Raw genomic sequence first — 22,740 nt, 5'->3', positions numbered from 1 at the left:
CACCCTGACCTGCGCTTCGTTTGCGCAGGTCAGGGCAGACGACAACGGTGTTCAGTGCCGCATTGCCGGATACCCCCGGCCCGTAGTTGACTGTGATCCCGGACGGCGAGAGGAGGGGTGCGACATGGGGGCAGGACACAGCCACGGTCACGGCCACGACCACGGTCACGCGCAGGGCGCCCCGACCACCGGCACGGCCGCGGCGGCGTACCGCGGACGGCTGCGGACCGCCCTGGCGATCACGCTCGGCGTGATGGTGCTGGAGTTCGCGGGCGGTCTGCTCGCGAACTCCCTGGCCCTGCTGGCGGACGCGGCGCACATGGCCACCGACGCCCTCGGGCTCGGCATGGCGCTGCTGGCCATCCACTTCGCGAACCGTCCGCCGAGCGAGAACCGCACCTTCGGCTTCGCCCGCGCCGAGATCCTGGCCGCGCTCGCCAACTGCCTGCTCCTGTTCGGCGTCGGCGGATACGTCCTCTACGAGGCGGTCAGCCGCTTCTTCACCCCCGCCGACACCTCGGGCGGCCTGATGGTCGTACTGGGCGTGGTCGGTCTGGTCGCGAACTCCGTCTCGCTGGCGCTGCTGATGCGCGGGCGCCAGGACAGCCTCAACGTCCGCGGCGCCTTCCTGGAGGTGGCGGCGGACGCGCTGGGCTCGCTCGCGGTGGTGGTGTCCGCGACGGTCATCCTGACCACCGGCTGGCAGGCGGCCGACCCGGTCGCCTCGCTGGCCATCGGCCTGCTGATCGTGCCGCGCGCCTGGGGCCTGCTGCGCGAGACGCTGGACGTCCTGCTCGAAGCGGCGCCCCGGGGCGTCGACATGGCCGAGGTCCGCCAGCACATGCTGGCGCTGGACGGCGTGGAGGACATCCACGACCTGCACGCCTGGACCATCACCTCGGGCCTGCCGGTGCTGTCCGCGCACGTGGTGGTACGTTCCGACGTACTGAGCGCGGTCGGGCACGAGAAGATGCTGCACGAACTCCAGCAGTGCCTCGGCGTCCACTTCGACGTGGAGCACTGCACCTTCCAGCTGGAGCCGAGCGGGCACGCCGAGCACGAGGCCCGCCTCTGCCACTGACCCGCCTCTGCCACTGACCTGCCTCGCGGCGGCCGGCCCGGACGGGCCCGTACGTCTCGCGTCGGAGGGGCGGCGCGGGACCGGCCGGACCGCGCGCCGCGCACCCGAGGACCGTTAGAACACGGGTACGGGTACCCCGCCCGGTTCTCCGCCCGGCGCTCCGGGCACGATCAGTCACCGGGCCCCGCTCCCGGCGTCCCCGCGGCCCCGCCCACGCCCCGCGCCCCGTCGCGCGGGACATGCGGGCGCGCCCGAAGCGCCGGGAGTGCCGGTTCTGTACGGCAGACTGGGGTCCGAAGACCGACGTGAAGGATGGGTATGCCGATCACACCTGCCACCGCGACGCACAGTCCGTCGAACGGCGCCGCAGACGCGATTTTGCTGGAACTGGTCGACGAGAACGGTGCGACGATCGGCACCGCCGAGAAGCTGGCCGCCCACCAGGCGCCCGGGCAGCTGCACCGCGCGTTCTCCGTTTTCCTCTTCGACGAGCAGGGCCGGCTGCTTCTCCAGCAGCGCGCCCAGGGCAAGTACCACTCCCCCGGCGTCTGGTCCAACACCTGCTGCGGCCACCCCTACCCGGGCGAGGCGCCGTTCGCGGCGGCGGCCCGGCGTACGTACGAGGAGCTGGGTGTCTCGCCGTCGCTGATGGCCGAGGCGGGCACCGTGCGCTACAACCACCCGGACCCCGACTCGGGCCTGGTGGAGCAGGAGTTCAACCACCTCTTCGTCGGGCTGGTGCAGTCCGCCGTGCACCCGGACGAGGAGGAGGTCGGCGCGACCGCCTTCGTGACCCCGCAGGAGCTGGCGGAGCGGCACGCGCGCGACCCCTTCTCCGCGTGGTTCATGACGGTGCTGGACGCCGCCCGTCCCGCGGTGCGCGAGCTGACGGACCCCGCCACCGGCTGGTGAGCACCCGTCGGTCCGAGTGCGTGTCCGCCGGGACGGGCCCCCGCCCGGCGGCGGCCGTCACGGCTCGCTCGTGAGCGGCAGGACCGCCCAGATCACCTTTCCCCCGCTCGCCGTGTGCTCGACGTCGCACATCCCGCCCGCCTCCCGGGTGATCTCACGGACCAGGAGCAGCCCGCGCCCTCCTTCGCCGTGATCGGTCTCCAGGGCGGTCGGGCGGTAGGGGTGGTTGTCCTCCACGCACACCCGCACCCACTGCGCGCCGACCGCGATCTCCACCGCGAGGGTGGGCGACAGCAGGGCGGCGTGCCGCACCACGTTCGTCACCAGCTCCGAGACGATCAGCAGCAGCCCGTGGACCGTGTCCTCGGACGCGGGCACCCCCTGCCGCAGCAGCAGGTCGCGCACCGCGCGTCTGGCCTGCGGGACCGACGCCTCGACGGAGGGGGCCGTGAACCGCCAGACGCCCTCGTACGGCAGGGGCCCCGTCGGCCGTTCCGGTCCCGGGAGCGCGTCCGCCTCGCCTGCTGAGCGTGGACCGGGCCCACGCTCATGGTTCTCCATCGTCCGGTCGCCACCCTTGCGCTCGATTGTCACCACACGTCGAGTGTTGGTAACGGACCGCTCCGCTCCGCAGGACTGAACAGAAGTCAGCCGATATCGAGCGTTCCCGACCGTTCCGGGACGCTTCGACCGCGCACATGATCGCGTCTGTCGCTGCGGTGCCGATTTCGGACGTGTTGGGGCGAGGGGCGGGAGGACGGCACGGTCCGGCCGGCCGCGCCCTCCTCGATCGTCCGCGCGGCACGGCGGATAGCATCCGGCCCATGGAGCCGCAGTTGCTGCACCGGGTCGCCGACTCGGTCGCCACCGTCGTCGTCCACCGCCCCGACAAGCGCAACGCCATGACCGCCGCGATGTGGCGCGCCCTGCCGCCGCTCCTCGACACCCTGGCCGCCGACCCCGGCGTGCGGGCCCTCGTGCTCACCGGCGAGGGCGACACGTTCTGCGCCGGCGCCGACATCTCCACCCTGCGCGGCTCCCCCGCCGAGGCCCAGCGGCTCGCGGTGGCGGCGGAGGAGGCATTGGCCGCCTTCCCCCGGCCGACGCTCGCCGCCGTGCGCGGACACTGCGTGGGCGGCGGCGCCCAGCTCGCGGCCGCCTGCGACCTGCGGTTCGCCGCGGGCGACGCCCTGTTCGGCGTGACCCCGGCGAAGCTCGGCATCGTCTACCCGGCCTCCTCCACAAGGAGGTTGGTGTCGCTGGTGGGTCCCGCTGCCGCCAAGTACCTGCTGTTCTCGGGCGAGTTGATCGACGCCGAACGCGCCCTACGCACCGGACTGGTCGACGAAGTGCTGCCGGGCGGCGCCGAACTCGATGCACGGGTGGCCGAGTTCACCGCGGTGCTGGCCTCGCGCTCCCAGCTCACCCAGGCCGCGGCCAAGGAGTTCGCGAACGGCCGCACGGACCGGGACGACCACTGGGCGCGGCTGGCGGACGGGAACGCCGACACCGCCGAGGGCGTCGACGCCTTCCTGGAGCGCCGGCGGCCCCGCTTCACGTGGCGCACACCCGCCGCGGACGGTTCCCGGGAGCCGAGCGCAACGAAGACACGCCCACCCATGGAGAAGAAACCGACCAGTCGGTAACGTGCGGGCATGACTACTGCCGCCACCGATCACCGTGCGGGACGCCGCTGTCACAACGTGCTCAACTCCCTGCACGCCACGCACTACTTCGCGCCCGAACTGGGCGCCGAACTGGGCGCCGTCGGCATCACCAGCCCGCGTGCCGTCAACTTCGCGGTACGCTCCGCCGCCCTCGGCGCGGTCGGGGCCGGGACGGTGACGGCCACGTTCTACAACTACAAGTACGAGCTGGTCGCCCGGCACGTGCCCGCCGTGTGGCGGACCGCCGCACCCGAGCAGGTGCTGGCCGCGCGCCTGCGGGCCGTCGACGCGTCCGTGCGGCGCCTGCTGGGCGCGGACGCGGTGGCGTCGGACGAGATGGCCGAGGCGGCGGCCCTCGCGCTGCGCGCCGCCGAGGCCTGCTCCCGGACCGCCCGCCCCCTGTACTCCGCGCACGCCGACCTGCCCGTGCCCGAGGAACCGCACCTGGCCTACTGGCACGGGACGACCCTGCTGCGCGAGCACCGCGGGGACGGCCACCTCGCCGCGCTGATGTCGGCGGAACTGGACGGACTCGAAGCCGTCGTCACGCACACCGCGACCGGCCGCGGCATGACCCCCGCCTGGGTGTCCGCCACGCGCGGCTGGACCCGCGAGGACTGGGACGCGGCCGCCGCACGGCTGCGGGACCGCGGACTGCTCGACACCTCGGGGGAACTCACCGAGCGGGGCGTCGCGTTGCGCGCGGAGATCGAGGCGGAGACCGACCGCCTCGACCGGGCGCCGTACGCCCACCTGGGCACGGAGGGCGTCGCCCGTCTGACGGAGCTGGGCACGGCCTTCGCCCGCGCGGCGGCAGCGGCCGGCGCCTTCCCGGCGGACCTGGTCGGCAAGGCCTGAGCCGGCCGCCGGGGACGCGGCCGGCGACCGGACGGCAGGGACCCGCCGGCCGCCGGCCGCCGGCACGCACGGGGCCGGGGCGAGCGGGCGGCACCGGTCACGCGGCCGTCGGCAGGCACGGGCCGGGGACGAGCCGGCGGCACGGGCCACGCGGCACGTACGAGCCCGGCACGAGCGGACGGCACAGGCCACGAAGCCGGCGGCACGCACGAGCTCGGGACCAGCCGACGGCACCCGCCCCCGGTCGTCGGCACGGGTCCTCCGGACCTCGGCAAGTACCGACCCCGGACGAGCGAGCCGCACGGATCTCCCAGCCGACGGCGATCACCGCCCGGAAGGGCGGGCGGCACCGGGCTCCCAGTCGTAGGCACGGCAATCCGGACCTCGGCACGCATCGACCCCGGACGAGCCAGCCGCACGGATCTCCCAGCCGACGGCGATCACCGCCCGAGGGGAGCGGCGGCGGCCCCGTGCGCCCCCGGCACGCGCGAGCCCCGCGTGAACGGGTGGCGCAGGGCATCCCGCGTCGGCCGACGCCGGCCGGCGCCGGGCGTCCCGCGCGGGCCGGCGCCGGGCGGCGCAGGTCACCCCGCCCCCGGCACGCATGAGCCGGGGCTCGCGCGGTACTCGTACGGTGCCCTCCCGGTCGTCCGGACCGGGGACAGCACAGGGAGGCAACCGTGTTCCGTGCCATCGCCGACGTGCTCCGCCAGATCGGCGGCGCCATCGCCACCGTCGTCACGCTTCCGTTCCGCGCGCTCGCCCGGCTGTTCGGCGGGGCGTCCTCCTCGACGCACGGCAAGGCCTGACCGCGAGGTCCCCCGCGCGAATCGCGCGGAACCGCCCAGATCCCACGGCGCCGTCGTCACCTGCCACAATTGCGGCGCAACCCGAAGTGGAGAAGGCGGTACGGGAACGTGACGACACCCCTCGTAGGGTCCATCGAAAGCAGGATCGCCGACGAACTCGGCGTACGGGAGCGGCAGGTGCGGGCCGCCGTGGAGCTGCTCGACGGCGGTTCGACGGTGCCCTTCGTCGCCCGCTACCGCAAGGAGGCGACCGAGTCGCTCGACGACGCGCAGCTGCGGACGCTGGAGGAGCGGCTGCGCTATCTGCGCGAGCTGGAGGAGCGGCGCACCGCGATCCTCGACTCGGTGCGTGAGCAGGGCAAGCTCACCGAGGAGCTGGAGACGCAGATCCGGGGTGCCGAGACGAAGGCACGCCTGGAGGACATCTACCTGCCGTTCAAGCCGAAGCGGCGCACCAAGGCGCAGATCGCCCGTGAGGCGGGGCTCGAACCGCTCGCGGAGGGCCTGTTGACCGATCCGTCGGTGGAACCGCTCGCCGCGGCCGCCGCGTTCGTCGACGCCGACAAGGGGGTCGCCGAACCGCAGGCCGCCCTCGACGGGGCCCGCGCGATCCTCACGGAGCGGTTCTCGGAGGACGCCGACCTGATCGGCGAGGTCCGCGAACGCATGTGGCGGCGCGGCCGGGTGGCCGCCAAGGTGCGGGAGGGCAAGGAGGAGGCGGGCGCCAAGTTCGCCGACTACTTCGACTTCACGGAGCCGTTCACCGCGCTGCCCTCGCACCGGGTGCTGGCGCTGCTGCGCGGCGAGAAGGAGGAGGTCCTCGACCTGGTCCTGGAGCCGGAGGAGCCGACGGAGGGCCCGTCCTCGTACGAGGGCATCGTGGCGCACCGCTTCGGGATCGCCGACCGCGGCCGTCCCGGCGACAAGTGGCTCCAGGACACGGTCCGTTGGGCCTGGCGGACCCGCATCCTGGTGCACCTCGGCATCGACCTGCGGCTGCGGCTGCGCACCGCCGCCGAGGACGACGCGGTGGGTGTCTTCGCCGCGAACCTGCGCGACCTGCTGCTCGCGGCCCCGGCCGGCACCCGCTCGACGCTCGGCCTGGACCCCGGCTTCCGTACCGGTGTGAAGGTCGCGGTGGTCGACGCGACCGGCAAGGTGCTCGCGACGGACGTCATCCACCCGCACGTCCCCGCCAACCGGTGGGACGAGGCGATCGCGAAGCTGGCGCGGCTGTCGAAGGAGCACGCGGTCGACCTGATCGCGATCGGCAACGGCACGGCGTCCCGGGAGACCGACAAGCTCGCCGGCGAACTGATCACCAAGCACCCGGAGTTGAAGCTCACCAAGGTGATGGTGTCGGAGGCGGGCGCGTCGGTGTACTCGGCGTCCGCGTACGCGTCGCGCGAACTGCCCGACATGGACGTCTCGTTGCGCGGCGCGGTCTCCATCGCGCGGCGTCTTCAGGACCCGTTGGCCGAGCTGGTGAAGATCGACCCGAAGTCGATCGGTGTCGGCCAGTACCAGCACGACCTGTCCGAGGTGAAGTTGTCGCGGTCGCTGGACGCGGTGGTCGAGGACTGTGTGAACGGAGTCGGTGTCGACGTCAACACCGCGTCGGTGCCGCTGCTGGCCCGGGTGTCGGGCATCTCCTCCGGCCTCGCGGAGAACATCGTGGCGCACCGCGACGCCAACGGCCCGTTCACGTCGCGGAGTTCGCTCAAGGGCGTGGCCCGGCTCGGCCCCAAGGCGTACGAACAGTGCGCCGGCTTCCTGCGCATCCGCGGCGGTGACGACCCGCTGGACTCCTCCAGCGTGCACCCCGAGTCGTACCCGGTCGTGCGCCGCATGGTGAAGACGTCGGGCCAGACGGTGGCCTCGCTCGTCGGCAACACCGCCGTGCTGCGGTCGCTGCGGGCGGACGACTTCGTCGACGACACCTTCGGGCTGCCGACGGTGACGGACATCCTGAAGGAGCTGGAGAAGCCCGGCCGCGACCCGCGCCCCGCCTTCAAGACCGCCACCTTCAAGGACGGCGTGGAGAAGCTCTCCGACCTGGAGTCCGGCATGGTGCTGGAGGGCGTGGTCACCAACGTCGCCGCGTTCGGCGCGTTCGTCGACATCGGTGTGCACCAGGACGGCCTGGTGCACGTGTCGGCCATGTCGAGGACGTTCGTGAAGGACCCGCGCGACGTCGTGAAGCCCGGTGACATCGTCAAGGTCAAGGTGCTCGACGTCGACATCCCGCGCAAGCGGGTATCGCTCACGCTGCGCCTCGACGACCAGGCGGCGGCCCCGGCGGAACCCGGGCAGCAGCCGCAGCGCCAGGGCGGTGGCGACGGTCGCCGGCAGCGCACCGGCCGCCCGCCGCAGCAGCGTCAGGGCCGCGGCGGCGGCAGCACCGGCGGGGGCGGCGGTGGCGGCGGCGGCAACGCGCGTCAGGCCCCCGCGCCCTCCAACAGTGCGATGGCCGACGCGTTGCGCCGCGCCGGACTGGTCGACCCGAAGCAGGGCGGCAAGCGCTGAGCAGCGCCGGGCGCTGAACCGGCCGGGCCCCGGCCCCCGTTGACGACGGGGGCCGGGGCCCGGCCAGTTCTGCCTTCGCACCCGGTGACGGCCTCCTGGGAGGCCGTCACCGGTCACCGTCGGCCCCCGGCGCACGGACGGTCCGATCCGATCCAGTCCGGTCCGGTCCAGTTCGGTCCGGTCCGGTCCAGTTCGGTCCGGTTTACGACGAGCGGGACGCCCCGGTCCCGGCTCCCGGCCGCCGCCCCGACTACCGCGCGGTGTCGGGCAGTTCGCCTCGGGCGTCGTCCGCGTTCCGCGCGACCCGGCCGCGGACCCGGAACCAGCCGCCGACCAGCAGGAGCGCGATGAGCGGGACGAGCAGCAGGGTCTTGCGGCCCACCTCCGGGTCGTTCCACATCAGGCCGAGCACGGCCAGCAGGAACAGGATCGTCACCACCTCGGTGACCGGACTGCCCGGGAGCCGGAAGGAGGGGCGCGTGACCAGACCCTCCTTGGCGCGCCGGACGAAGGCCAGGTGGCAGACCATGATGATCACCCAGGTGCTGACGACGCCGAGGGACGCCACGTTGAGCACGATCTCGAACGCGTCGGCGGGGACGAGGTAGTTGAGCCCCACGCCGAGCACGCAGACCCCGCAGGTCAGCAGGATGCCGCCGTACGGGACCTGGCTGCGGTTCATCCGGCCGGTGAAGCGGGGCGCGGAGCCCGCCGTCGACATGGAGCGGAGGATGCGGCCCGTCGAGTAGAGGCCGGAGTTGAGGGACGACATGGCGGCCGTGAGCACCACCAGGTTCATGACGTCACCGGCCGCCGGGACGCCGATCTTCGACAGGACGGTGACGAAGGGGCTCTCCCCCGCCGAGTACGCCGACCCCGGCAGCAGCAGCGCGAGCAGGACGACCGAGCCGACGTAGAACACCGCGACCCGCCACATGATCGAGTTCACGGCGCGGGGCACGACCTTCTCGGGCTCGGAGGTCTCGCCCGCGGCGACACCGACCAGTTCGAGCGCCGCGTACGCGAAGATCACGCCCTGCATCACCAGGACGACGGGCATCACGCCGTGCGGAAGGACACCGCCGTGGTCGGCGAGGACGCCGGTGCCGGGGATGGTGCCGCCCACGGGGTGCCGGGTGGCGAGCAGCCAGATGCTGATGAGCATGAACGCGACGAGGGTGGTGACCTTGACGATGGAGAACCAGAACTCCATCTCGCCGAAGATCTTCACGGAGATCAGGTTCACCGCCAGCACCACCCCCAGGGCGACCAGCGCCAGCAGCCATTGCGGCACGCTCGTGAACAGGCTCCAGTAGTGGGCGTAGAGCGCGATGGCGGTGATGTCCGCGATCCCGGTCGTGGACCAGTTCAGGAAGTACATCCAGCCGGCGACGTAGGCGCCCTTCTCGCCGAGGAACTCGCGCGCGTACGACACGAAGGACCCGGACGAGGGCCGGTAGAGCACCAGCTCGCCCAGGGCCCGCACGACGAAGAAGGCGAAGATCCCGCAGACGAGGTAGGCGAGCGCGAGGGCCGGTCCGGCGGTGTTCAGGCGGCCGCCCGCGCCGAGGAACAGGCCGGTGCCGATCGCGCCGCCGATGGCGATCATGTTGACGTGCCGGTGCTTGAGGTCCTTGCTGTAGCCGGCGTCGCCCGCGTCCGCGGGCGCTGTGGCCGCGTCGCGGCCGACGGCGGCCTGTGCCGTGTCCACGGCTTGCTTGCTCACGGAGGCTCCACTTGCTGTCCGGTGCGCCCGGGCCGCGGCCCGGGTCCTTGCGTACGGCCGGCGCCCGTCCGGCCCCGACCTCCGCGCCGCCTGCCCACCCCACCTGCGGTTACACGGTGCGGAACGTCACACCGCCCGATCTCCGCACAGCCACCACGCCCCCTCCCCGGACGACCCCGGGACGCTCACGGGATCTCCGTCGGCGCCGCCGGCCGTCCGCCTCCCGCCCCCGTCGCCGGAGGTGTCGCGGCAGTGGTGGGACAGCGATACTGCTGCGCATGACCACCGACACCGGGGAGCCGGTCCTCACCATCGACGAACTGGCCTCCCGTGCGGGAGTCACGGTGCGCACCGTCCGCTTCTACAGCACGCGGGGGCTGCTGCCGCCCCCGGTCATCGGGCCGCGCCGGGTCGGGCACTACGGACGTGGTCATCTGTCGCGGCTGGCGCTGATCGAGGAGTTGCAGCAGCAGGGGATGACCCTCGCGGCCATCGAGCGCTACCTCGGGCAGCTGCCGGCGGACCTGAGCCCCCAGGACCTCGCGATCCACCGCGCCGTCGTGGCCTCCTGGGGGCCCGAGGCCGTGGAGCGGCTCGACCGGGCCGAGCTGGACCGGCGTGCAGGACGGAAGCTGTCCGACGAGGACGTGCGGCGGCTCACGGCGATGAGCGTCGTCGCGCCGGACGGCGACGGCGTCTTCCGCGTCGACTCGGGGCTGCTGCGCCTCGGCGTGCGGCTGCTCGACGTGCCGCTGTCCCAGGAGACGATCCTCGCCGCCCGCGGCGTTCTGATCGACCACTCCCGTGCCGCCGCGCAGGCGATGTCGGGGCTCCTGCGGGACGCGGTCGCCGAGCGCGCCGCCGAGGACGTGAAGTCCCTGTCCGCGCACATGCAGCCACTGGTCGTGCAGGCGCTGCTGACCGCGTTCCAGCGCTCGCTCAAGGAGGAGCTGCGGGAGTGGCTCGGGGAGCAGCCGGGGGCGGAGGCCGCGGGCGGCTGAGTTCGCGGGGCGGCTGGGTCCACGGGGCGGAAAACGCGTGCGGCGGGACGGTGCCTCGGGGCACCATCGGCGCATGGACGCACCGGACGACACCTGGATCACCGCGCTCGGCTACGAGAACCTGCCCGGCCGCCTCTCGCCGCAGGCCGCGCTGCGCGCCTGACTGCGCGAACGCGGGATCGACTGGGCGCCCTTCGCGCCGGACGAGGTGTGCGGGAACCTGGCCTGCGGCATCGGCGCCGACGGGCACTGGCGCGGCTTCTTCGACGTACGCGTGCGGGCGGACGCGCTGCGGCGGCTGGGGCTGCACCCCGACCAGCCGTTGTCGGCGGCCCGTGGTCCGTCGCCGCCCCGCTGGTGGCACGCGGAGGCGGAACAGCACCCGTACCGGTGGCGACCCGACGGCCGGGCCGTACGCGCGCGCGTACGGCCCGGCCGTCGGGTCGCGGGGCGGCCGGTCCGGCCGTCAGCGGCCGTCAGCGGCCGTCCGTGAACGTGTCGCCCTTCTCGGCCTTCGCCACCAGCAGCGCGGGCGGCGTGAACCGCTCGCCGTAGCGCTCCGCCAGTTCCCGTGCGCGGGCCACGAAGCCGGGCAGGCCGCCCGCGTAGCCGTTGACGTACTGGAGCACGCCGCCGGTCCAGCCGGGGAAGCCGATGCCGAGGATCGAGCCGATGTTGGCGTCCGCCACGGAGGTGAGGACGCCCTCCTCCAGGAGGCGGACCGTGTCGAGGGCCTCCGCGAACAGCATGCGTTCGCGCATGTCCTCGAACGGGATCTCGTGGCCCGGCTTGGTGAAGTGCTCGCGCAGGCCCGGCCAGAGCCCGGCACGGCGGCCGTCCGCGTACTCGTAGAAACCGGCGCCGCCGCTGCGGCCGGTGCGGCCGAACTCGTCCACCATGCGGTCGACGACGGCCTCGGCGGGGTGACCGGCCCAGGTGCCGCCGGCCTCCTCGACGGCCCGCCGCGACTCGTTGCGGATCTTGCGCGGCAGGGTCAGGGTCAGCTCGTCCATCAGCGAGAGCACCTTGGCGGGGTAGCCGGCCTGGGCCGCCGCCTGCTCGACGGAGGCGGGCTCGATGCCCTCGCCGACCATCGCGACGCCCTCGTTGATGAAGTGGCCGATGACGCGGGAGGTGAAGAAGCCGCGCGAGTCGTTGACGACGATCGGCGTCTTGCGGATCTGCCGCACCAGGTCGAACGCGCGGGCGAGCGCCGCGTCGCCGGTGCGCTCGCCCTTGATGATCTCGACCAGGGGCATCTTGTCGACCGGCGAGAAGAAGTGCAGCCCGACGAAGTCGGCCTGGCGTTCGACGCCTTCGGCCAACGCGGTGATCGGGAGCGTCGAGGTGTTCGAGCAGAGCAGCGCGTCGGCGTCCACGACGTGCTGGATCTCCTGGAAGACCTTGTGCTTGAGCGCCGGGTCCTCGAACACCGCCTCGATGACGGCGTCGCAGCCGGCCAGGTCCGCCGCCTCGGCGGTGGGGGTGATGCGGGCGAGCAGGGCGTCCGCCTTCTCCTGGCTGGTGCGTCCGCGTCCGACGGCCTTCGCGCACAGCTTCTCCGAGTACGCCTTCCCCTTGGCGGCGGCCTCCGGGGTGACGTCCTTGAGGACGACGTCGATGCCGGCGCGGGCGCAGGAGTACGCGATGCCGGCGCCCATCATGCCCGCGCCGAGGACCGCGACCCGGCGGACCTCGCGGGGCTCGACGCCCTTCGGGCGGTTGGCGCCGGAGTTGACGGCCTGGAGGTCGAAGAAGAACGCCTGGATCATGTTCTTCGAGGTCTGGCCCGCGGCGAGTTCCGCGAAGTAGCGCGCCTCGATGACCTGGGCGGTCTCGAAGTCGACCTGGGCGCCCTCGACGGCGGCGGCCATGATGTTGCGCGGGGCCGGGTAGGGCGCGCCGTTCGTCTGCTTGCGCAGGTTCGCCGGGAAGGCGGGCAGGTTGGCCGCGAACCTCGGGTTGGCGGGGGTGCCGCCGGGGATGCGGTAGCCGGGCCGGTCCCACGGCTGCTGGGACTCGGGGTGGGCGTCGACGAACGCGCGGGCCTTGGCGGTCAACTCCTCGGGAGTGGCGGCGACTTCGTCGACGAGGCCGTTCTCCAGGGCGCGCGCCGGGCTGTACTGGGTGCCCTGGAGCAGCACCTTGAGCAGGGCGTCGGTGATGCCGAGCAGCCGCACGGTGCGCACCACGCCGCCCCCGCCGGGGAGCAGGCCGAGGGTGACCTCGGGGCAGCCGATCTTGGAGCCGGGCGCGTCGAGGGCGATCCGGTGGTGGCAGGCCAGCGCGATCTCGTAACCGCCGCCGAGGGCCGCGCCGTTGAGGGCGGCGACGACGGGCTTGCCGAGGGTCTCGATGCGGCGCAGGTTCCGCTTGATCGCGAGGGTGCCCTCGAAGAGTTCCTCGGCGGTCTCCGGGGTGACCCGGATCAGGTCGCGCAGGTCGCCGCCGGCGAAGAAGGTCTTCTTCGCGGAGGTGACGATCACGCCGCGGATGCTGTCGCGTTCGGCCTCCAGGCGGTCGGCGACGGCGGTGAGGGACGTGGTGAACGCCCGGTTCATCGTGTTCGCCGACTGGTTCGGGTCGTCGAGGACGAGGGTGACGACACCGGTGTCGTCCTGTTCCCAGCGGATGGTGGTGCTCTCGGTCATGACTGCTCTCCGTTGAGTCTCGTGAGTCTCGTGATCCGCCGGGTCAGACGCGTTCGACGATCGTGGCGATGCCCATGCCGCCGCCGACGCAGAGGGTGGCGAGGCCGTACCGCTTGTCCTGGCGCTCCAGTTCGTCGACGAGGGTGCCGAGGATCATCGCGCCGGTGGCGCCGAGCGGATGGCCGAGCGCGATGGCGCCGCCGTTGACGTTGATCTTGTCGAGGGACAGGCCCATGTCCTTCGCGAAGCGCAGCACGACCGCCGCGAACGCCTCGTTGATCTCGACGAGGTCGATGTCGTCGATGGTCAGGCCGGCCTTGGCGAGCGCCTTGCGGGTGGCGGGGGCCGGGCCGGTGAGCATGATGGTGGGTTCGGAGCCGGACACCGCGGCGGACACGATGCGGGCGCGCGGGGTGAGGCCGTACCTCTCCCCCACCTCGCGCGAGCCGACGGCGACGAGGGCGGCGCCGTCGACGATGCCGGAGGAGTTGCCCGCGTGGTGGACGTGGTCGATCTTCTCCACCCAGTGGTACTTCTGCAGGGCCACCGCGTCGAAGCCTCCCAGCTCGCCGATGTCGGCGAACGACGGCTTGAGCCGGCCCAGCGACTCGGCGGTGGTGCCGGGGCGTCCGTGCTCGTCGTGGTCGAGGACGACGAAGCCGTTGCGGTCCCGCACCGGGACGACGGACCGCTCGAAGCGGCCGTCCTTCCAGGCCGCGGCGGCGCGTTCCTGGGAGAGGGCCGCGTACTCGTCGACGTCGCGGCGGCCGAAGCCCTCGATCGTGGCGATCAGGTCGGCGCCGATGCCCTGCGGCACGAAGTTGGTCGCCAGGTTGGTCATCGGGTCGTTGAACCAGGCGCCGCCGTCGGAGGCCATCGGCACCCGGGACATCGACTCGACGCCGCCGGCCAGCACCAGGTCCTCCCAGCCCGAACGGACCTTCGCGGCGGCCATGTTGACGGCTTCGAGGCCGGACGCACAGAAGCGGTTCTCCTGCACCCCGGCCACGGTGTCGGGCAGTCCGGCCGCGATGGCGGCGATGCGGGCGATGTCGGAGCCCTGGTCGCCGACCGGGCCGACGACACCGAGCACGACGTCGTCGACGGCCGCCGGGTCGAGGCCGGGGAAGCGCGCGCGGATCTCGTGGAGGAGCCCGACGACCAGGTCGACGGGCTTCGTGCCGTGCAGCGCGCCGTTGGCCTTGCCGCGCCCGCGCGGGGTGCGGATCGCGTCGTACACGTACGCTTCGGTGCTCACTGACAAGCCTTTCGACGAGGGGTGCGGTGCCGGACGGCGGTGGCGGCCGGGAGGGTCCGGGGCGCCGTGACGGTGGGGAGGGGCGCGAACGCGCCCCGGGGGAAAGGGCGTTGAGGGTGACCTGCGGCCCGGACCGCGCTCACCGGGCGGGCGCCCCGTCCGCGACGAGCCCCGGCACGTCCCAGTCGCGCGCCACGGCGGCCGTGTCGGCGCCGGGCAGCACCGGACCGCTGCGGACCGCTGCCGGGGTGGCGGAGAAGCGGGGCGCGGGGGCGGGCTGGGTGATCCCGTCGTGCTCGACGAACGTGCCCCGGGCCGCCAAGTGCGGGTGGTCGGGGGCCTCCAGGAGCGACAGGACGGGGGCGACGCAGGCGTCGGAGCCGTCGAAGACGGCGGTCCACTCGTCCCGGGTGCGGGTCAGGAAACGGGCGCCGACCGCGGCGCGCAGGTCGTCCCAGCGGGCGGGGTCGTCGCGTTGGGCGGCGCTCTCGTCCCCGAGGTCCAGCAGGCGGGCGAACTCGGCGTAGAAGCGCGGTTCGAGAGCGCCGACCGTCATGTACCGCCCGTCGGCCGTCTCGTACGTGCCGTAGTAGGGGCAGCCGCCGTCGAGGAGGTTGACGCCGCGGCGGTCCTGCCAGGCACCCGCGGCCAGCATGCCGTGCATGATCGCGGTGAGGTGGGCGGTGCCGTCCACGATCGCGGCGTCCACCACCTGGCCGGTGCCGGTGGCACGGGCGTGGTGCAGGGCGGCGAGGATCCCGACGACCAGGTAGAGCGAACCGCCCGCGTAGTCGCCGAGGAGGTTGGCGGGTACGGCGGGCGGACCGTCCCCGGCGCCGATCATGCCGAGCGCGCCGGTGACGGCGACGAAGCCGATGTCGTGGCCGGCGGTGGGGGCGAGCGGCCCCTCCTGGCCCCAGCCGGTCATCCGCCCGTAGACGAGCGCGGGACGGAGCGCGTGGCAGTCGGCGGGCCCGACGCCCAGGCGCTCCGCGACGCCGGGACGCAGTCCCTCGATCAGCACGTCGGCGCGCGCGGCCAGTTCGCGGACCCGCGCGGCCCCCTCGGGCGTCTTCAGGTCGACGACCACCGAGCGCTTGTTGCGGTTGGTCACGTCGTACCGGGCCGGGACCGCGATCACCGGGTCGCCGGGGCGGTCCACGCGGACGACGTCGGCGCCCAGGTCGGCCAGGAGCATGGCGGCGAAGGGACCGGGCCCGATGCCGGCCAGCTCGACCACGCGCACGCCCGCGAGCGGGCCGCGGCCCGGCGCCGTCGTCCCTGTCATCCGGCCCCCAGTGTTCGACACGACATGCTTGGACACGAACCCGCGCGGGCACACCCGCACGGGCACGCCCCGTGTGAACGCGGCCCGCTCGCACGCGGCGCACTGTGACACAACCGCTGTAACACCGATGATGCTACGAAGCCGCCCGACCGGGCACAAGGTCCGGGCGAGCAAGCGCTTGGTATCACGCTAGCCCCGTCCGCGCGCCGGCACACGGACCACCGAACCGAGAGGCGTCATGAACAGCCTGAGCACCTCCGAACTCCCCCACCCGGACCGGCCGTACGACGTGGTGCTCCTCGGCGCCACGGGCTTCGTCGGCGCCCTCACCGCCGCGTACCTCGCGGACCACGCCCCGGCCGGACTGCGCTGGGCCCTCGCCGGCCGGAACACCGGGAAGCTGGACGCGCTGCGCGACTCGCTGCCGGGCGGCGAACGCCCCGACGTGGTGCGCGCCGACGTCACCGACCCGGCCTCGCTGCGCGACCTCGCCGCCCGCACACGCGTACTGGCGACCACGGTCGGCCCGTACCTGACGTACGGCGAGGCGGTCGTCGCGGCGTGCGCGGAGAGCGGCACCGACTGCCTCGACCTCACCGGCGAGCCGGAGTTCGTGGACCTGATGTACCTGCGGCACCACGCACGCGCGCGGGAGACCGGCGCCCGCCTGGTGCACTCGTGCGGCTTCGACTCCGTGCCGCACGACCTGGGCGTGCTGTTCACCGTGCGGCAGTTGCCCGAGGGGGTGCCGCTGACCGTGGACGGGTACGTGCGCGTGAGCGGCGCCCCCTCCGGCGGGACGCTCGCGTCCGCGCTGACCCAGGTCGCGCGCGGACCGCGGATGCTCGCCGCCGCGCGCGACCGGCGCCGCCGCGAGCCTCGGCCGACGGCGCGGCGCACGTCCGCGCCGCTCGCCGCGCCCCGCTTCGCACCGGAGGTCGGTGCCTGGGCGCTGCCGCTGCCGACCGTGGACCCGCAGGTGGTGTGCCGGTCCGCGCGGGCACTGGACCGCTACGGCCCCGACTTCCGCTACCGCCACTACGCGGCCGTGCGCCGGCTGCCCGTGGCTCTCGCCTCGGTCGCGGGTACGGCCGCACTGGTCGCGGCGGCCCAAGTCCCGCCCGTGCGGCACTGGTTGTCCGGGCGGCTGGCCTCCGGCGACGGGCCGAGCGCCGAACGCCGGGCGCGGAGCTGGTTCTCGGTGCGCTTCGTGGGCGAGGGCGGCGGCCGCCGGGTGTTCACCGAGGTGACGGGCGGCGACCCCGGCTACGACGAGACGGCGAAGATCTTCGCCGAGGCGGCGCTCGCCCTGGCCTTCGACGACCTCCCGCCGACGTCCGGGCAGGTCACGCCCGCGGTCGCGATGGGCGACGCGCTGACGGACCGGCTGCGTGCGGCCGGCATCGGCTTCCGGGTGGCCGCGAGCCAGGACCGCTGACCGGCCGCCCTCCGCGCGGACGCCGAACTGCCCCTCCCCGCAAGCCCGTTGCCCCCGTACGTGTCAGGCGGTGGCCTCGCGCAGCGCGCGGCGGCACAGGGCGTCGGCGCGGCGGGTGGTCTCGGGCAGCCGGAAGCGCGGGGTGAGCGCGAGGGTGTGCGCGCAGGCGGAGTCGAGGCTCGTGCGGTGGCCGACCGAGACGTACACCGGCTTGACGCCGTCGCGCGTCCGCAGCGCCCGGCCGACCTCCTCGGTGCCCGCGAGCAGCGGCGCCCAGGAGCCGCGCGGGGCGTCGGGGTCGCGCGGGGCGTCGGGGCCGGCGTGGGTGAGGACGAAGGGGTTCTTGGCGACGCCCACGGTCGGCAGACCCGTCAGGACGCCCAGGTGGGAGGCGAGGCCGAAGCGGCGAGGGTGCGCGAGGCCGTAGCCGTCGCACACCACCAGACCGGGGTCGCCGGGCAGTTGCTCCAACGCGGCCAGGACGGCGGGCAGTTCGCGGAAGGCGAGCAGCCCCGGCACGTACGGGAAGGAGACCGGGCCGACGGCGGTGGCCTCGGCGACGACGTCGAGGGTCGCCGCGTCCAGGACCACCGCGGCGGCGGCCACGACGCCCCGTTCGTCGTCGTAGGCCACGTCGACGCCGGTCACCCGCCCGGTGCCCGGCGCCGGACCGGTCTCGTCGAGGACGACACGGCGCCTCAACTCGTCCTGCACGGCGCGCGCGTGCTCCTCCGTGGCGGGCCAGTCGTCGGGGGTGCGCTCGGTCGTCGTCATGGTGGGCACGAGGGTACGGGGCGCGGCGGCCCGAGCCGTCCTCGACCGGTGCGCGCGCACCCGGTCGAGCCGGACGCCCGTACCGGTTCGAGGACCCCGTGCTTCGCTGACGCCGGGCAGGACGGAGATCCTGCTCACAGGCGGGATTGAAGACGGTGACCGAGGTCACTAGCGATACGTGTGCACGGATGGGCTCGTTCCGTCGTCTCTCCCAGTGACCGGCCTCATCCACCGACGTCCGTCAGCCGTCACGAGGGAGCAAGGCGTTGTCCACCATCGAGCAGCCCGTACAGGCCCGTCTTGTCGCCGCCGCCCCGCGGATGCAGAGCATCCCCGCGACGCTGCACTACGACCGCCACGACCCGTTCGCCGTCCACATGGCCTTTCCCGCGGCGGCCACCCTCGAGGGCGAGGAGGTCCGCTGGTCCTTCTCCCGCGAGCTGCTCGCGAGCGGCCTGCACCGGCCGGAGGGGGACGGCGACGTCCGGGTGCGGCCGTTCGGCTACGACCGCACCGTGCTGGAGTTCCGCGCCCCGGAGGGCACCGCCGTCGTGCACGTCATGACCGGGGAGCTGCGCCGCTTCCTGCGGGCCACGCGGGCCGCGGTGCCCGTCGGCCGCGAGCGCCAGAACCTCGACCTGGACCACGGCCTCGCGGAACTGATGCGGGACGCGTAGCGCCGGGAGGCGTACTGCGCGGCGCGTAGTGCGCGGCGCGTGAGGCGGGACGTCCCGGGCGGGACGCGTCCGTGCCGGGCGCCGCCCGTTGCGGGCCGCGGGGCACGGCTCGCCCCCGGGACCCGCGGGTCCCGGGGGCGGTGGTGTGTCCGTCAGGCCGACGCCGTCGCGGAGGCCGTGGCCGCCGCCGTCGCCGCCACCATCGCGGTGCGCACCTCGCGGACCACCTTCCGCAGCGCCGGCGCGGGGGCACCGCTGCGTTCGGTCAGCTCCTCGATGCGCGCCCGGTGCCGTCTGCGGTCCTTCGGCGCCAGCAGGGTGCGCAGCTCGGCCGCCGCCGCGAGTGCCACGACCGCCGCGTCCGTGGCGGAGACGGCGGAGACCGGCACGTCCTCGTCGAGCGCCCGGCGCGCCTGCTCGCGCACCGCGTCGGCGACGGCCGGAGCGGCCAGGCCGTAGTCGAGGGACGGGAAGATCCCGAGGACCCGCTTCTTGTCGACCCGCAGCTGGCCCCCGGCCGCGAGCTGCTCCCGCACGGCGTCCAGGGTGTGGCGCGCCCGCAGGTTCACCCAGGTCTTCCAGCGGCGCGGCATCGACTCGCGGACCAGGTCGAGCAGACCGTCCAGGACGATGTCGCCGGTGCGGGCGTCCAGGTCGACGGGCGTGGCGATGCCGTCGTCGTCGACCAGCAGGCCGCGCTGGGCCAGTTCGGTGAGGGCGCCGGCCCGTACCAGGTGGTGCAGATGGGCGGCCCCGGTGATCCTGAGCCGGTCGGTGTCCCAGGCCAGCAGGTACAGCCTGGCCGGCAGCGAGAACGAGCCGTCTGGCACGGGGCCTCCTTCGTGCGGTGAGGTCGGGCTCAAGTTAATCCTTTGACAGCGGGTCCGGCATTTTCGTAGCGTTGCCGGTGGTTCTGTTGCCGTCGATGGGAGAGGGACGTTGCTCGTCTGAGGTCTTGAGACACCGCGCACACACTCGTGGAGTGTGTGTCCGTCGTGTGCGACCTCGGCGTACGAGCCGTCCTGCGGTCCCCCGGTCCCGGTGACAGGATTCCTTCCTCCTGCTCCCCGCTCCGGTCTTCCGTTCGTCCGGCCCCTCGCCCCGCGGTGTCTCGATACGCGTCTTCCCCCGACCGCATCGAACAAGCCGAGGCCCGCATGACCGCATTCGTCACGTGTACGTCCCTCTCCTTCACCTGGCCCGACGGCACCCCCGTCCTCGACGGCCTCGACGTCGCCTTCGGCCCCGGCAGGACCGGCCTGGTCGGCGTCAACGGGACAGGAAAATCAACCCTGTTGAAGCTCATCACCGGTGAGCTGACACCCACCCGCGGCACCGTCCGGGTCGCGGGCGAGGTCGGGTACCTGCCGCAGAACGTCACGCTGGACACGGCCCTGCGCGTCGACGAGGTGCTCGGCGTGGCCGAGCGCCGCGCCGCCCTGCACGCGATCGAGTCGGGCGACCCGGCCCCGGAGCACTTCGAGACCCTCGGCGACGACTGGGACGTCGAGGACCGCGCCCTCGCCGTGCTCGGCGAACTCGGCCTGGAGGCAGTGGGGTTGGACCGCACCGTCGGCGAGGTGTCCGGCGGCGAGGCCGTGCTGCTGCGGCTGGCGTCCCTGCTGCTCGCCCGCCCGGACGTCCTGCTCCTCGACGAACCCACCAACAACCTCGACGTGTACGCCCGGCAGCGCCTCTACGCGGCCGTGCGGTCCTGGCCGGGGGCGCTGGTGATCGTCAGCCACGACCGCGGGCTGCTCGACCTCGTCGACCGGGTCGCCGACCTGCGCCGGACCGGCAGCGCGGGCCAACAGCACCCCGGTACCTGCGAGATCGCCTGGTACGGCGGCAACTACGCGGACTACCAAGAGGCGTTGGAGACCCAGCAGGAGGCCGCCGAACGCATGGTGCGCGCCGCCGAGACCGACGTGCGCCGGCAGAAGCGCGAACTCGACGAGGCGCAGAGCAAGTTGGCGAAGCGCAAGAGCTACGGGCAGAAGATGGCGGCCGAGAAGCGCGAGCCGAAGATCGTCATGGGGGCGCGCAAGCGTGCCGCGCAGGTCTCGGCGGGAAAGCACCGCATCCTGCACGAGAAGCGGCTCACCGACGCGCGGGAACGGCTCGACGACGCGGTGGAGGCCGTGCGGGACGAGGACGAGATCCGCGTCGACCTGCCGGGCACCGCGGTCCCGCGCGGCCGCACGGTCCTGACCGTCCGCGACCTGCGGCCGGCCCACGGCGCCCGGTTCGCGGGCACCTTCGAGCTGCACGGCCCGGAACGGGTCGCCCTGGTCGGGCGCAACGGTGCGGGCAAGACGACGCTGCTGCGCACGATCGCGGGCCAACTCGCCCCGGAATCGGGCGAGGTGACGGCGCACGTGCCGTTGCGGTTCCTGCCCCAGCGGCTCGACGTCCTCGACGGCGGCCTGACGGTGGCCGAGAACGTGGCACGGCACGCGCCCGGTGCGACGGACAACGCGATCCGGGCACGGCTGGCCCGGTTCCTGTTCCGCGGGGCCGACTCCGACCGCCTGGCGGCCACCCTGTCGGGCGGCGAGCGTTTCCGGGCGTCGCTGGCGGCCCTGCTCCTCGCGGAGCCGCCCCCGCAGTTGCTGATGCTGGACGAGCCGACCAACAGCCTCGACATCCCGAGCGTGCAGCGCCTGACCGCCGCCCTGGACTCCTACCGGGGCGCCCTGCTGGTGGCGGGCCACGACATCCCGTTCCTGGAGTCGATCGGTGTCACCCGGTGGCTCCTGCTGGACGGGGACGTGCGGGAGGTGGTGCCGGGCGAGGAGGGATTCCCCGGGTGAGGGGCGGGCGGGGCACGTCCCGTGTCAGGTGGGACACAGCCTGACAACGGGGGTTCTCCGGGCGCGCGTGCGCACTGCATGATGGGGCACCGGCACCCGTACGGGGGGCCGGTGCCGTCCCGCGGAGGGCGGTCGCCCCCGATACGGAGACCCGGACGTGCCCAGCAAGAAGGCCCTCATCCGTCACCCCGGACCGCTGCTCGCCGACGGTCTCGTGACGCACCTGGAGCGGGCGGAGATCGACGTCGACCTCGCCGTCCGCCAGTGGGAGGCGTACGTGACGGCGCTGCACACCCATGGCTGGGAGACCGTCGAGGTGGAGCCCGCCGACGACTGCCCCGACGCCGTGTTCGTCGAGGACGCCGTCGTCGTCTACAGGAACGTCGCGCTGATCGCGCGCCCCGGCGCCCGGTCGCGGCGCGCGGAGACCGCCGGCGTGGAACAGGCCGTGGCCCGCCTCGGCTGCTCGGTGAACTGGATCTGGGCGCCGGGCACCCTCGACGGCGGCGACGTCCTCAAGGTCGGCGACACCGTCTACGTCGGCCGCGGCGGGCGGACCAACGCGGCCGGGGTGCAGCAGTTGCGGGCCGCCTTCGAACCGCTCGGCGCGCGTGTGGTGGCCGTGCCGGTCAGCAAGGTGCTGCACCTGAAGTCCGCGGTGAGCGCGCTGCCCGACGGCACGGTGATCGGGCACATCCCGAAGGTCGACACCCCGTCGCTGTTCCCGCGCTTCCTGCCGGTGCCCGAGGAGTCCGGCGCTCATGTCGTCCTGCTCGGCGGGGACCGGCTGCTGATGGCGGCGAGCGCGCCGAAGACGGCGGAACTGCTCGCCGACCTCGGCCACGAGCCGGTCGTGGTCGACATCGGCGAGTTCGAGAAGCTGGAGGGCTGCGTCACCTGCCTGTCGGTGCGGCTCAGGGACCTGTACGCCTGAGCCGTGCGCGGCGCCCCGGCCCTCCGCCCGTCACCGGCGGACGAGCCGTCAGCGGCGCGCCCCGCGCCGCAGTGCCAGGCGCTCCTTCTCCGACAGGCCGCCCCAGACGCCGAAGCGTTCGTCCTTCTCCATGGCGTACGACAGGCACGCGGTACGGATCGCGCATAGGCCGCAGATGCGTTTGGCCTCGCGCACCGAGCTGCCGGGTTCGGGGAAGAAGAAGTCGGCCCCGGTCTGCGCGCACAGCGCCTCTGTCTGCCAGTCGCTGTCGGCCGGGGTGATCGTGTCGCTGGACATGGGCGTGATCGTGCCGGGCGGCGAAAAACG

The 22,740-nt window shown here is 73.7% G+C and carries 19 protein-coding genes and 1 pseudogene; 12 read left to right on the top strand and 8 right to left on the bottom strand.

All coding sequences use genetic code 11. The features are described 5' to 3' along the window. The first annotated feature begins 124 nt into the window (after positions 1-124). Complete coding sequence (locus ACFZA0_RS24180) at positions 125-1,081, top strand: cation diffusion facilitator family transporter (protein WP_391020550.1); 957 nt, start codon at positions 125-127, stop codon at positions 1,079-1,081. Between the two features lie 318 nt (positions 1,082-1,399). Next, positions 1,400-1,993, top strand: a complete 594-nt coding sequence (gene idi / locus ACFZA0_RS24175; protein ID WP_391020548.1) for an isopentenyl-diphosphate Delta-isomerase — start codon at positions 1,400-1,402, stop codon at positions 1,991-1,993. 57 nt (positions 1,994-2,050) lie between these two features. Here the strand turns inward: idi and ACFZA0_RS24170 are convergent, their stop codons facing one another. Beyond that, a complete protein-coding gene (locus tag ACFZA0_RS24170) occupies positions 2,051-2,554 on the bottom strand; it encodes an ATP-binding protein (RefSeq protein WP_391020837.1) in 504 nt (167 codons plus the stop codon). A gap of 263 nt (positions 2,555-2,817) precedes the next feature. Here ACFZA0_RS24170 and ACFZA0_RS24165 point away from each other — a divergent pair, with 263 nt between their 5' ends. The 4 genes from ACFZA0_RS24165 to ACFZA0_RS24150 all read left to right on the top strand — a co-directional run bounded on the left by ACFZA0_RS24165 (position 2,818) and on the right by ACFZA0_RS24150 (position 7,853). After that, on the top strand, positions 2,818-3,639 hold the full coding sequence (locus ACFZA0_RS24165) for an enoyl-CoA hydratase-related protein (RefSeq protein WP_391020546.1): 822 nt from the start codon (positions 2,818-2,820) through the stop codon (positions 3,637-3,639). 9 nt (positions 3,640-3,648) lie between these two features. Further along, on the top strand, positions 3,649-4,518 hold the full coding sequence (locus ACFZA0_RS24160; protein ID WP_391020544.1) for a hypothetical protein: 870 nt from the start codon (positions 3,649-3,651) through the stop codon (positions 4,516-4,518). Positions 4,519-5,198: 680 nt separating this feature from the next. Further along, the gene (locus tag ACFZA0_RS24155) at positions 5,199-5,327 is read left to right on the top strand and encodes an LPFR motif small protein (RefSeq protein ID WP_391020542.1); all 129 of its coding nucleotides are present in this window, start codon (positions 5,199-5,201) and stop codon (positions 5,325-5,327) included. A gap of 108 nt (positions 5,328-5,435) precedes the next feature. Beyond that, positions 5,436-7,853: a Tex-like N-terminal domain-containing protein gene (locus tag ACFZA0_RS24150; protein ID WP_391020540.1), complete on the top strand. Its 2,418-nt coding sequence runs from the start codon at positions 5,436-5,438 to the stop codon at positions 7,851-7,853. Between the two features lie 250 nt (positions 7,854-8,103). Here the strand turns inward: ACFZA0_RS24150 and ACFZA0_RS24145 are convergent, their stop codons facing one another. Continuing rightward, the gene (locus ACFZA0_RS24145; RefSeq protein WP_391020539.1) at positions 8,104-9,579 is read right to left on the bottom strand and encodes an amino acid permease; all 1,476 of its coding nucleotides are present in this window, start codon (positions 9,577-9,579) and stop codon (positions 8,104-8,106) included. A gap of 278 nt (positions 9,580-9,857) precedes the next feature. Here ACFZA0_RS24145 and ACFZA0_RS24140 point away from each other — a divergent pair, with 278 nt between their 5' ends. Next, a complete protein-coding gene (locus ACFZA0_RS24140) occupies positions 9,858-10,580 on the top strand; it encodes a MerR family transcriptional regulator (RefSeq protein WP_391020537.1) in 723 nt (240 codons plus the stop codon). Between the two features lie 178 nt (positions 10,581-10,758). Next, positions 10,759-10,959: pseudogene (locus ACFZA0_RS24135) on the top strand (hypothetical protein); the annotation flags it as partial. 97 nt (positions 10,960-11,056) lie between these two features. On the opposite strand, the gene ACFZA0_RS24130 reads toward ACFZA0_RS24135, so the two are convergent. The 3 genes from ACFZA0_RS24130 to ACFZA0_RS24120 form a co-directional block, all read right to left on the bottom strand. After that, a complete protein-coding gene (locus tag ACFZA0_RS24130) occupies positions 11,057-13,231 on the bottom strand; it encodes a 3-hydroxyacyl-CoA dehydrogenase NAD-binding domain-containing protein (protein ID WP_391020535.1) in 2,175 nt (724 codons plus the stop codon). Between the two features lie 43 nt (positions 13,232-13,274). Continuing rightward, complete coding sequence (locus ACFZA0_RS24125; protein ID WP_391020533.1) at positions 13,275-14,489, bottom strand: acetyl-CoA C-acetyltransferase; 1,215 nt, start codon at positions 14,487-14,489, stop codon at positions 13,275-13,277. Between the two features lie 139 nt (positions 14,490-14,628). Beyond that, complete coding sequence (locus ACFZA0_RS24120) at positions 14,629-15,777, bottom strand: CoA transferase (RefSeq protein WP_391020532.1); 1,149 nt, start codon at positions 15,775-15,777, stop codon at positions 14,629-14,631. Positions 15,778-16,015: 238 nt separating this feature from the next. Between ACFZA0_RS24120 and ACFZA0_RS24115 the strand changes: the two genes are divergently transcribed. Further along, positions 16,016-17,215: a saccharopine dehydrogenase NADP-binding domain-containing protein gene (locus ACFZA0_RS24115; RefSeq protein ID WP_391020530.1), complete on the top strand. Its 1,200-nt coding sequence runs from the start codon at positions 16,016-16,018 to the stop codon at positions 17,213-17,215. A 63-nt stretch (positions 17,216-17,278) separates the two neighbouring features. Here the strand turns inward: ACFZA0_RS24115 and ACFZA0_RS24110 are convergent, their stop codons facing one another. Next, the gene (locus tag ACFZA0_RS24110; protein WP_391020528.1) at positions 17,279-17,989 is read right to left on the bottom strand and encodes an endonuclease V; all 711 of its coding nucleotides are present in this window, start codon (positions 17,987-17,989) and stop codon (positions 17,279-17,281) included. Between the two features lie 266 nt (positions 17,990-18,255). Here ACFZA0_RS24110 and ACFZA0_RS24105 point away from each other — a divergent pair, with 266 nt between their 5' ends. Continuing rightward, the gene (locus ACFZA0_RS24105) at positions 18,256-18,666 is read left to right on the top strand and encodes an SsgA family sporulation/cell division regulator (RefSeq protein WP_391020526.1); all 411 of its coding nucleotides are present in this window, start codon (positions 18,256-18,258) and stop codon (positions 18,664-18,666) included. 152 nt (positions 18,667-18,818) lie between these two features. On the opposite strand, the gene ACFZA0_RS24100 is transcribed toward ACFZA0_RS24105, so the two are convergent. After that, positions 18,819-19,496 carry a GPP34 family phosphoprotein gene (locus ACFZA0_RS24100; RefSeq protein ID WP_391020524.1) on the bottom strand — a complete coding sequence of 226 codons (678 nt, stop codon included), beginning with the start codon at positions 19,494-19,496 and terminating at the stop codon, positions 18,819-18,821. A 327-nt stretch (positions 19,497-19,823) separates the two neighbouring features. On the opposite strand from ACFZA0_RS24100, the gene ACFZA0_RS24095 reads away from it, so the two are divergent. Continuing rightward, the gene (locus ACFZA0_RS24095) at positions 19,824-21,479 is read left to right on the top strand and encodes an ATP-binding cassette domain-containing protein (protein ID WP_391020523.1); all 1,656 of its coding nucleotides are present in this window, start codon (positions 19,824-19,826) and stop codon (positions 21,477-21,479) included. Positions 21,480-21,636: 157 nt separating this feature from the next. After that, positions 21,637-22,413: a dimethylargininase gene (gene ddaH / locus ACFZA0_RS24090; protein WP_391020521.1), complete on the top strand. Its 777-nt coding sequence runs from the start codon at positions 21,637-21,639 to the stop codon at positions 22,411-22,413. Positions 22,414-22,461: 48 nt separating this feature from the next. Here the strand turns inward: ddaH and ACFZA0_RS24085 are convergent, their stop codons facing one another. Beyond that, positions 22,462-22,710 carry a WhiB family transcriptional regulator gene (locus ACFZA0_RS24085; protein ID WP_391020519.1) on the bottom strand — a complete coding sequence of 83 codons (249 nt, stop codon included), beginning with the start codon at positions 22,708-22,710 and terminating at the stop codon, positions 22,462-22,464. Positions 22,711-22,740: the final 30 nt, after the last annotated feature.

It is taken from the genome of Streptomyces sp. NPDC008150 (assembly GCF_042956945.1).
In the GTDB taxonomy this organism is placed as follows: Bacteria; Actinomycetota; Actinomycetes; order Streptomycetales; family Streptomycetaceae; genus Streptomyces.
The sequence above is the reverse complement of the archived record's forward strand: the minus strand, read 5'-3'. Positions and strand labels throughout refer to the sequence as shown.

Coding starts and splice junctions, on each gene's coding strand:
- ACFZA0_RS24180 (WP_391020550.1), top strand. CDS start 125: ATGGGGGCAGGACACAGCCACGGTCACGGCCACGACCACGGTCACGCG.
- idi (WP_391020548.1), top strand. CDS start 1,400: ATGCCGATCACACCTGCCACCGCGACGCACAGTCCGTCGAACGGCGCC.
- ACFZA0_RS24170 (WP_391020837.1), bottom strand. CDS start 2,554: ATGGAGAACCATGAGCGTGGGCCCGGTCCACGCTCAGCAGGCGAGGCG.
- ACFZA0_RS24165 (WP_391020546.1), top strand. CDS start 2,818: ATGGAGCCGCAGTTGCTGCACCGGGTCGCCGACTCGGTCGCCACCGTC.
- ACFZA0_RS24160 (WP_391020544.1), top strand. CDS start 3,649: ATGACTACTGCCGCCACCGATCACCGTGCGGGACGCCGCTGTCACAAC.
- ACFZA0_RS24140 (WP_391020537.1), top strand. CDS start 9,858: ATGACCACCGACACCGGGGAGCCGGTCCTCACCATCGACGAACTGGCC.
- ACFZA0_RS24130 (WP_391020535.1), bottom strand. CDS start 13,231: ATGACCGAGAGCACCACCATCCGCTGGGAACAGGACGACACCGGTGTC.
- ACFZA0_RS24120 (WP_391020532.1), bottom strand. CDS start 15,777: ATGACAGGGACGACGGCGCCGGGCCGCGGCCCGCTCGCGGGCGTGCGC.
- ACFZA0_RS24115 (WP_391020530.1), top strand. CDS start 16,016: ATGAACAGCCTGAGCACCTCCGAACTCCCCCACCCGGACCGGCCGTAC.
- ACFZA0_RS24110 (WP_391020528.1), bottom strand. CDS start 17,989: ATGACGACGACCGAGCGCACCCCCGACGACTGGCCCGCCACGGAGGAG.
- ACFZA0_RS24095 (WP_391020523.1), top strand. CDS start 19,824: ATGACCGCATTCGTCACGTGTACGTCCCTCTCCTTCACCTGGCCCGAC.
- ACFZA0_RS24085 (WP_391020519.1), bottom strand. CDS start 22,710: ATGTCCAGCGACACGATCACCCCGGCCGACAGCGACTGGCAGACAGAG.